This window comes from Streptomyces eurythermus (assembly GCF_014649115.1).
Lineage (GTDB): Bacteria > Actinomycetota > Actinomycetes > Streptomycetales > Streptomycetaceae > Streptomyces > Streptomyces eurythermus.
The window spans coordinates 352670-361747 of record NZ_BMSK01000002.1 but is presented as its reverse complement, the minus strand read 5'-3'; the positions used below and the strand labels follow the sequence as shown (position 1 = coordinate 361747).

Sequence of the window (9078 nt, the reverse complement as noted above, 5' to 3'; positions counted from 1 at the left end):
CCCCCCCCCCCCCCCCCCCCCCCCCCCCCCCCCCCCCCACCGCGGCCCTGACCCACTGGCGCACCGAGCCGTGGCGACCGGATACGGCAGGCTCGCCGTCCGCTACGAGGCGACCGCGCTGGTCGCAGTCCTCAACGAGTGGCTACGAGAAGCGCTTACGGCCCTCAGTCCAACAACTGCGTGAGGCGCTTGAGGTCGTCCTCCACGGACTCCCGTTCGTCCGCGGTCAGATGGACTGCGCTGGCCGCGGCCAGCGCGGACGCCGCGGCTTCCTTGTCGCCAAGACGGGTGGCGACATCAGCACGCAGCACGAGCAGACGAAGCAGTTGCACAGGTGTGGGCCGCTCACCCTGAAGGCGCAGCACCCGGTCGATGACCTTGGCGGCGCCCGTCAGGTCCTCTTTGGAGTCGGCGAGGAGGGAAGCGTGGTGCACGGCTCGAGCGAAGGTCTCCTTGGGGGCGGGCCGGTGGTGCTGGTCGTGGCTCATCGGCTGCCCGATGCGGATGCAGTTGCCGCCCGGGTCGGTCATGAGGAACTGCCGCACGCCGTGTGAGGTGTTCTTCAGCGGCCCGATTCGCGGCAGCCCGCGGTTCGGCACTCGTCCGTACGCCGCCTTCAGCCCGCCCCGGAAGGTCTCGTGCAGCCCGTCGATGTCATCGGTCTGGACGATGCACGTACTGAACGACTCGGCCGGTTCATAGTGCTTCATCCCGAAGAAGTGGAGCTGTATGCCGCCGCGCTGGACGATCGCGTACGGATTGGGGCTCTTCTGCTGGAAGGTCACCTCGAACCCAAGGGCGGTATAGAAGTCGAGAACGGGCTGGATGGTCCGGCACGGCAGGATCGGAATCGTCTTCTCGCTCACACTGGCCCACTCTAGTCAAATTTGAACAGAGGATTGGAGGATACGCCAGCGGTGCCCTTACAGGTCCTCGGCATCGCACGGAAGCACCAGCAGCTGCGACCACTTGAGTGCCGGGGCGCCCACGAAGCCGTCGATGTCGCCCTTTACTGGTCCACCGACGTCGACGCGATCCCCGCCGCACACCCGGGGGCCGTCCGGGAACAGCTGCACGCGGCGGAGAAAGCCCGGCGCTCCCCGCTCGCCGCGCTGGCGAAGCAGGCCTCCGAGGCCTGGCCCGGGCCGCTGCCCGGCGACGCCGCCCCCTCCTCCGTGGCCGGCGGGAGGAGCGGCGTCGACATGTGTGGTCAGCTGCGGCGGCGGAACAACCCGCGGCGGGGCTTGCCGGGCCCGCCGCTCAGGCTTGCCCGCCCGCCCCCACAGCGGGCGGGCACACCCGGTCCCGTCGCAGTGAAAGCACCGGCCTCCCCCGGCGTGCTGCGGGCACCGATGGCGCCCGCAGCGTGTCGGAAGAGCCGGGCGAGGCCGGCGGTGTGCGCCGCGTGTATCGAGAGTGCCTGCCATCTGCCGAGCGTGACCTCCAGCGCGACACCGGGACCGGTGAAGCGGGCATGCACGCCCCCGGGGACCGAGCGGAGCGTCTCGTCGAGTTCACGCATCGTCTCCACGCCGGACAACTGCACGCGGGCCGCGAGGACGGTGTCGATGGCCACGGCGAAAGACAGCAGCCCGACCGGGCGGGCGAGCGGCCCAACGCGGCCCACCGAGTCGGGACGGATGTGCTGGAGCTGGGACAGACCGTGCCACAGGTCGCCCAGCAGGTGCTGGGGTGCGGTTTCTTCTCGGCTGCGTCTCATACGGCCTGTGTAGGGCCTTGGGTGTGCTGCCGACGGCGGATGGGCCTGTCCGTCCCGCTCAGTGGTGCGCTGGCTTTGGGAACGGTCCCGCTGTGCGGTCAGGTCCGCCAGCGGAACCAGCCGCGGCCCCCGTGCCGCTCCTGGCCGTCCTTTGGCGGTGCGGCGGCTGGAGGCGGGCGGCCTCCCGGCGTTCCAGGCCGTCCGGTGCTCGGTGGCCCCCCGGCGCTGATCGGTGAACTTCCTTCCGCACCGGTTGCACTCGGCCGCCGCACCTCCCGCTCGGCGGCCAGGCGCCGCTTCTCCTCATTGTCGGCGCGGGCCTCATGGTCGCAGAAGAGGACGTCGCCGTCGGGACTGTCCAGTGCGGCCGTCAGCGCCTGCTCGCCCACCGCCGCATCCGCGCCGTGCCCTTGGAGCTGCTCGAGGGCGGTGACCACGACGGGCACCGCCTGGGCCGTAGTCCTTCGCCGTGATCCCCCGGTGGAGGGTCTGATACCGGCGCGGCGCCCAGTAGCGACGGCCGACCTCCTCCAGCACGGCGACCGTGTTGGCGACCTTCGCCGCGGGGGTGTCGGTATCACTGGGTTTCGGTCATCTCCACTTTCTGAAAGGCGACATGGCCTAGTCCATTTCAGAAGCGACGAGTTGCTCATACAGCCGCAAAAGCATGGGGTACAAATTCGGCCCGACCCCATGCGGCCAGCCCGGAAACCTGTGTGCGGGAGCACCGACACTGCTCGGTCATTTCGCATGGGGCTGTCCTGAGGTGCACCCTATGCGGGCAGGAGCAGCGCGGGTTGACTCGATGTCCGGGTGCTCGTCTCAGCGATCTTGGTGGGTGAACCAGTTCTGTTCGCGGGCCACATCCTGCAGGTAGGAGGCATCGGCGGCCAGAGCTGAACGTTCGGCTGCCGCAACGGCTGCCAGCACCCATTCGACGGGGTAGTCGAATGGCGCGTCAAGGACGGCCGTAACAGCTTCGGAGGCGCCGTTGAAGACGTCGCCACGCACGTGGAGCGGCTCTCCGAAGGGTCCTTGCGAGTAGGGGCCATAAGCTCTCAGTCCATCCATCAGTTGCGGCGTAAGAGCGTGTGACATCCGCTCGGTCAAGGCGTGGAGGGCGGGCCAGGCAGCGCCGCCATAGCGCGCCATGTCGATCAGCGTCGACTCGTCCAAGGCAGCGAGCTGTTTGCTGTGGACGTGATGGGTGAGGAGGTTGACAGTAGCCAGACTCCGGTCGGCTGCGGCGGCCAGGGCAGCTTCTGACAAGGGGCGGGCCGAGGTCATAGCGCCCAGTCGGCTGGAGCTCAGGCGCAGTACGGACAGCATCTCGGCCGGAATCTTGCCGATGGCGTCGTCCACGTGCTCAAGGTGCTCGAGAAGTGTGTCTTGGGTGGCGGTGCTGAGAAGTGCCAGCACCCAGACTGCTCGCGACAGCGGGTCAGTGTAGGTCGTGAAGGTCTCCGTCCACCATGTCGGGTTCGCACGGTTGCGCCGTATCTCTTGCAGCAAGCGCCCGTAGTCGGGGCGAGGGCCGAAGCATTCGGAGTCCCGGGTGAGGTCTCCTCCGGTCAGGAACGTTCTGGGATTGGCGGCCGCTCCGATAATGGCGATCTCGGCGGCCAGCCAGCATGGTCCGAACAGTTCGCTGACGGCGCGGGCAGTATTGCCCCAGATTGATGTGGTTTTTGCCTGCCCTGCGGTGTTCTTCGCCTTTTGCTGCAGGAGAGCGAAGCGGGAGTCCCTGTCACGAAGACGACGAAATGCGCCGTGCCGGTGGTGCTGCGGGGACCAGGCAGTCTCTCGCCCATCTGCGGTGTCCGGCCGTTCCCACGCCTTGCGCATGTAATAGTCAGGGCGAAGTACGTGCAATACGTCTCCCGCGTAGCCAGGGCAAGGGTGGGTGATGTCGCTGGCGTGACCGTCGAGGACGGCGCGAAGAAGGGCGTGTTCTGCCGGGGAGGCAGGTTCCGCCACGGCGCCGGCGGCGAGAGCCGCAGCTGAGGTGGCTGGGTCGGCCAGGGCGAGACGGTTCACGACCTCGGCGCTGGCGCGGGCCAGGCTCTGGGTAGGTGCGGCGATCTCCAGCCAGGTACGCTCGTTTTCGGTACCGGCTGCCGCGAGCATGTGGTCCTGCCACCAGGCGTCGAACTCGGTGGGGTCATCCAGACGCGACGCGAGTTGGATGCGTTCGGCTGTCGCCCGGGAGGCGGGGTTCTTCTCGACGCGCGCTCTCAGTCCGGCCGCCAGGTGGTGTCCGCCGCGGTCTCCGGCTACTTCTGGGAGTTCGTGCATGTAGGTGGCGCTGTGGTGAATGAGGCGGACGCTCAGATCGTCGAGGAAGAGCTCCGCGGCCCGGTTCTGCGAACGCTTGCGTCCGATGAACACGCCGTCGGCCAGGAGGTTCCAGGCGGCAATGCGGACCTGATTAGGGTGCAGGCGGGCCTCGCGCTCCTCCTCCAGTGCCTCGACCATGCCGCCGAGTTCGTTGGGGTTGGCGAACCCGGCGTAAAAGCGCAGGGTGTTGAGCCAGTATCCGCGCCGGACCATGTTGCGTAGCACTTCGCCGGTGTCGAAGCCTCGCTGGTCGGCACCCGCGTACTCGTAGAGGTAGCGGGCTGCGAAGTACTCACGTAGCGGCTGCACGTCGAACTCGAAGGTTCCCTGCACCTTGCTCGTGAGGGCCCAGACCCGGTCGGTGACGGCGGTGAACAAGTCGGTGAACATCGACTCGTCCTTGTCGACGTCGAACAGGTAGTTCATGACGGCTTTCAACAACTCGCGGGTCGGCATCTGGCCGTTACCGTTCTCCGCTTCGGCGCGCGCCTGCAGATGCCATCCCAAGAACGCCGTGACCTCTTCCAGGTCGGCGCGGTGTTCACGGACTGTCGCCGTCTTCTCCGCCTCCCTGTCCAGGAAGGTCTCCATGTAGGAGGTGTAGAGCGCGGTGCGGCTGTTGGGCACGGAGTTGGCGCGCCGCTGCATCAGGAACAACAGGATCGTCAGCTGCATGGGGTTGTCTGCCAGCTGGGCGATGTGGGGCTCGGCGGAGCGTTGTCTGAACGTCCGCTCCAGCTGGACCAAGTCGGGGCCTGATATGTCTCGAGCTCGAGCCCATTTGTGTAGGTAGGCGTTACGCAGTTCAGGGCTGAGACGGGTGAGCGCGATGGTCTCGAAGAGAGTTTCGGACGGCTCGGCCAGCTCTGACGCGTTGGGCCGGGTGGTGACGATCAGTTGGGCGTTGAGAGCGGTGCGCAACCGGGCGGTGAAGGTGTCGATCTCGCTGACGACTCGCTTGCGCGTGGTGGGGCTGGCGACTTCGTCGAGCCCGTCGAGGACCACCAGGACAGGGAGCCGGCCCAGAAGGTCGTGCACCGTCGCAGCGTCGGCGGGCAGCCCACCGCCGTGGGCCGTGAGGAACGCGGCAAGGAATTGCTCGAGTTGTCCGTCGCGGCGCAGCCGTTTCCTGGCCGTTCCCATGTCGTCGGCGAAGGGGTCCTGTCCTGCCAGCCAGGCCGCGTAGTCGTGCAGGTCTATGCGCAGTGCGATACGCGGGTCGGCCGGTTGTTCCGGCTCAGCCGGGCCAGTGGCGGACTCGCCGACTTCGTTAAGGTAGGCCGCGCGGTGGCGCTGGCACAGGTACTGGCTCAGCGTGGACTTGCCCTGGCCGGGCTCGCCGCGCACCAGGGTGAACGGGCGGTCGGCGCGCATCAGATAGCGGGCGGCCCCGGCCAAGTCGGCGGAGTCCTGGCCGAGATCCAGCGAACCGGGCAGGGGGCGGCGGAGGTTGCTCGGCTCGGAGACACGGGTGGCGCCGACGTCGACGAACAGGTCATCAAGGTTGTGGGTGGTCAGTTCGACCTGCTTGAACTTGACCTTCGAGTCTTCCTCCCACTGCGTGGCGATCACCTTCATCACCAGGGTCCGCAGTTCCTGGTCCTGGGCAGCTGCCTGGGCACCGTGGATGAAGTACCGCACCAGGTCGTGGCCGGCCAGCATGTCGGAGTAGGCCCACTTCAGTTCGGTGGGCGCGGCGTCGACGCGCGCATCGATGTCGGAGCGCCACCACACCTGCATCGGGATGTCGAATTCGTTTTTGAGCCTGGTGAGTTCGGCGTCCAGGCGGTCCATGCTGCCCCGGCCCGGGACGGCGGTGCCGGCAACGGAGGTGATGAGTACGTACCGGGTTGCGCCGTCGCGCACCAGTCGGCGGATGTTGTCCGCTTCTTCCTTGACTGCGGCACTGAGCCAGGAGACCGGGTTCTGGGTTGCCTTGCTAGTCCATTTCACCTGATAGACGACGGCTTCGGTCCCATCGGTGCGGGTCATGTCCCGGCCGCCGTCGGAGTGCCCGACCGGGTAGCAGCGGGCGTCGGGGTGGACGTGGGCGAGAAGGGCTGCACACAGGCGCTGGAAGTTCTTCTCCGTCAGCCGCTCGTAGAGATAGTTGCCCTGTCCCGCACTGGCGTCCGTCATGCTGCTCCTCCGACTCGGGCTTCCCACGCATGTACAGAAGTGACAAGCCTAGAGGGCGCCTATGACAACGGCGGCACCCGCCAAGCGCACGGACCCATGGCATGGCCACGGGGTCACTGCGGGACGTCTGCTAGGAGGCGCTGCTTCCCCACCATGAACGCCAGGCCACGAGCCCCGCGTACCGCTGGCTCGCTGAGGTCCGCCACGGCACCTGGGCTCACGCCTCGGACTGGTGCGGGTCGCGCGGCGGCCTGAGCCCGCCGGGCATCCCGGGCAGCAGGAAGGAGTAGCGGCCGGGCATGGTCACGTGATGCCGCACGAACGGGGAGAGGCGAGCGACGTCCTCGTCGCGGAAAGCAGGACTGCGCTCAGCCGCGCAAGGTGGCACGCAGGCGCAAGCCGTCAGTTGCGAGACCTCCGAAGGTGGTGAGACGGTAGCTGCGTTCCGGTTCGAGCGGCTCGCTCAAGTGGTAGCAGCGAGCGGTCTGCGCAGTCAGGAGCGTCAGCATCGCCATGGCCAGAGCGGCTCCCTCGCAGCCATGCGGCCCGGTACCGAAGGAGAGGAAGACCCCGGGTTTCGCCGGCGAGCCCGAATCATCGAGCCAGCGTTCAGGCTGGAATCGGTCCGGCTCGGAGTGTTCCCGTGCGTCGCGTTGGGCGGTGTAGGGGCAGACGAGAACGGTGGACCCGGCCTCGAGGGTGTAGTCAGCGAGCTGAGTCTGTTGCGTGGCGCGCCGGGTCAGTAGCCAGCTCGGGGGGTGCAGTCGAAGCACCTCGCGTACCAGTGCCTGGGTGTACCGCAGGCTGTCGAGGTGGGTGCTGGTCGTTACGGCCGGGTCTGCGGGCAGCAAGGCGGCTTCGGCCGCGACGCGGCCCGCTGCCTGGGGGTATCGGGCCAGGTGGAGCATGATCCATCCGGCTGCCCGGGAGGGTGTCTCGAAGGTGGCGACGGTGATTCCGGGGAGAGCGTCGAGGATGGCTTCTTCCCGCAGCAGGCCGTAGCGGGAGGAGGGCCGGAGCATCTGTCCCAGCACGTCGTCACCGAGCCGGCCCGATGAACGGCGCCGACGAACGATGGGCCGCAAAGCGTTGGTGAAGGCGACTTGCTGTCGCGTGCGGAACCGCCGGGCCGGTGTGGGGACCCAACGCGGCCATACCCAGCGCGAGGGGCGTGCGAGCACCTCCCGGGCCAGGAAGAGCTGTGGGGCAAAGGGCAGCAGGGTGGGAGCGTCTTCGGAGAAGAGGTAGCGCATGCCAACCTCTTCCAGGACACGCCGGACCAGCGGCAGAATCTCGACGTCCTGACCCGTGGGCCACTGGTCAGCAAATCGAGCGGTCCCGGACGCGATCTCACCGATCCGGCCTGCAACCGCCTGCGGGCGCAGTCCGCGCATGCGGGCGATGTGAGAGTGCACACGCTCCTCAGGCGCCGGCGCTCCGCTCGACCGCTTCAACGGCGGGAAGAGAGGCGAGGGGACCTTGATGAAGTCCTGCCCGCGGCACAGGACTGCTTCACACGGCCCGGCCGTAGCGGCTACGTAGACACCCGGCTCCAGCTGCCAGACGTCCCCGCACTCGTCAGCGCCACGGCGCGCCAGTCCCAGCCGGTCGCGGCTCCAGGCCGCGAAACCGCCTTCGGACATCCGCGGCGGCTCGTTCATTGGGCCCATGAGACCGTCCCTGACCCTCGTACCTGTCCAGGTCGATATCGTCGGCAGCGTGGCCGGGGGCCAGCGGGCGCCCAGGGGGCCCCGCCGGCAGTGCAGTCACGTCCAGTCGTGTTCGCCGTACGCACCGTAGCGGCGGGTGAAGGACAGCCTCCTGAGCAGCTTGGCGATCATGATGCACTCCTCTCGCCTGTCTTCGGCACCAAGTGCCTTTTGTTCCATGCTTCCACGCACACCAGAGATATGTCACATTTAGCCCATCGGTCGCACACATGGACATAAGGACGTGCTTGCAGGCTGGGTCCGCAAGCACGCCAACGTCACCCCGGGTCCTCGGCGACGGCTTGACCCAGCCGCGCCAGGGCCGGCTTCTCGGCGGCCACCGCCCGCAGCGACTCAACGCTCAGCACCGGCGGGCGGCTTCGTCGGGCCTCGGTGAATTCCTCCTCCAGGCGGTGGAGGTTCAACCGGCGAACGAGACATCAGAATGATGGCGTCGATGTGCGAGGCGCTCAGCTGGGGCACAAGTGCAAGGCCTGCTGGGCATCGAATCCTTCGTCGCCCGGGTCGGTGCGGCCGCTTCGACGTCCGACTCGGCTGATTCCAGGCGGCCGACGGAGTACGCCGTCGCCCTCCCGTGCCGCATGTCCAGCAGTGCTGTCTCGGTCGCCCTGACGGCTTCCTGCGTGGTGGCTGCTTCGTCGCGGGCGAGCACGATCCGCTCGGCCTCCGAGGCGGCGAGCAGGAGTTGAACGTAGGCGTCGCGGCGGACGGTGCGGCGCCACTGTTCGTGATTCCCCGAGGCCGTCGCCACCGCGGCGCCCAGCGCACCCTGGTACGTGCGGTCGGCTGCGCGCAGCATGGCTCGTAGATTCCAACGGCCGACGACGACTGCGGCGAGTACTCCGATCGCACCGACCGCTGCGGCTGCGACAGCGCCTAATCCTTCGAGATCCACACGGGCGTCATGCCGCACGCGCCGCTGGTACGGCATCCGCCCAAGAGGTGGCCGCCTTCCGCTCGATGAGAACCGAAGTTCCGGCCTGCCGTTGCTGCTCCGACCGGGGCTTGGTGCCCGACGTGGCTGCCGCACGGCGAGGAAGCCGATACCGCAGCGAACGCGGTCCACCGGACGGTACCGCGCCGATGCACGGCGACCCTACCGCCACCGGAAAACATTTTCCGTTCATGCGGTCACGCCTCTTGCCGGGTGGC

8 protein-coding genes are annotated in these 9078 nt (G+C 68.0%); 1 reads left to right on the top strand and 7 read right to left on the bottom strand.

What is annotated here, in order from left to right; translation table 11 throughout:
• Positions 1-164: 164 nt before the first annotated feature.
• From IE251_RS04325 to IE251_RS04315, 3 genes are all read right to left on the bottom strand, one after another.
• Positions 165-866: a bleomycin resistance protein gene (locus tag IE251_RS04325; protein ID WP_189751555.1), complete on the bottom strand. Its 702-nt coding sequence runs from the start codon at positions 864-866 to the stop codon at positions 165-167.
• A gap of 57 nt (positions 867-923) precedes the next feature.
• Positions 924-1076 carry a hypothetical protein gene (locus IE251_RS04320; RefSeq protein ID WP_189751554.1) on the bottom strand — a complete coding sequence of 51 codons (153 nt, stop codon included), beginning with the start codon at positions 1074-1076 and terminating at the stop codon, positions 924-926.
• Between the two features lie 134 nt (positions 1077-1210).
• The gene (locus tag IE251_RS04315; RefSeq protein ID WP_189751553.1) at positions 1211-1720 is read right to left on the bottom strand and encodes a hypothetical protein; all 510 of its coding nucleotides are present in this window, start codon (positions 1718-1720) and stop codon (positions 1211-1213) included.
• A gap of 323 nt (positions 1721-2043) precedes the next feature.
• On the opposite strand from IE251_RS04315, the gene IE251_RS04310 reads away from it, so the two are divergent.
• A complete protein-coding gene (locus IE251_RS04310) occupies positions 2044-2193 on the top strand; it encodes a hypothetical protein (protein WP_189751552.1) in 150 nt (49 codons plus the stop codon).
• Positions 2194-2542: 349 nt separating this feature from the next.
• On the opposite strand, the gene IE251_RS04305 is transcribed toward IE251_RS04310, so the two are convergent.
• The 4 genes from IE251_RS04305 to IE251_RS04290 all read right to left on the bottom strand — a co-directional run bounded on the left by IE251_RS04305 (position 2543) and on the right by IE251_RS04290 (position 8725).
• The gene (locus tag IE251_RS04305; RefSeq protein ID WP_189751551.1) at positions 2543-6196 is read right to left on the bottom strand and encodes an NACHT domain-containing protein; all 3654 of its coding nucleotides are present in this window, start codon (positions 6194-6196) and stop codon (positions 2543-2545) included.
• A 368-nt stretch (positions 6197-6564) separates the two neighbouring features.
• Positions 6565-7857: a cytochrome P450 gene (locus IE251_RS04300; protein ID WP_229896579.1), complete on the bottom strand. Its 1293-nt coding sequence runs from the start codon at positions 7855-7857 to the stop codon at positions 6565-6567.
• Between the two features lie 326 nt (positions 7858-8183).
• Entirely contained in the window at positions 8184-8330 is a 147-nt protein-coding gene (locus IE251_RS04295; RefSeq protein ID WP_189751550.1) for a hypothetical protein, read from the bottom strand.
• On the bottom strand, positions 8327-8725 hold the full coding sequence (locus IE251_RS04290; protein ID WP_189751549.1) for a hypothetical protein: 399 nt from the start codon (positions 8723-8725) through the stop codon (positions 8327-8329). The genes IE251_RS04295 and IE251_RS04290 overlap by 4 nt, the downstream gene beginning before the upstream one ends.
• Between the last annotated feature and the right edge of the window lie 353 nt (positions 8726-9078).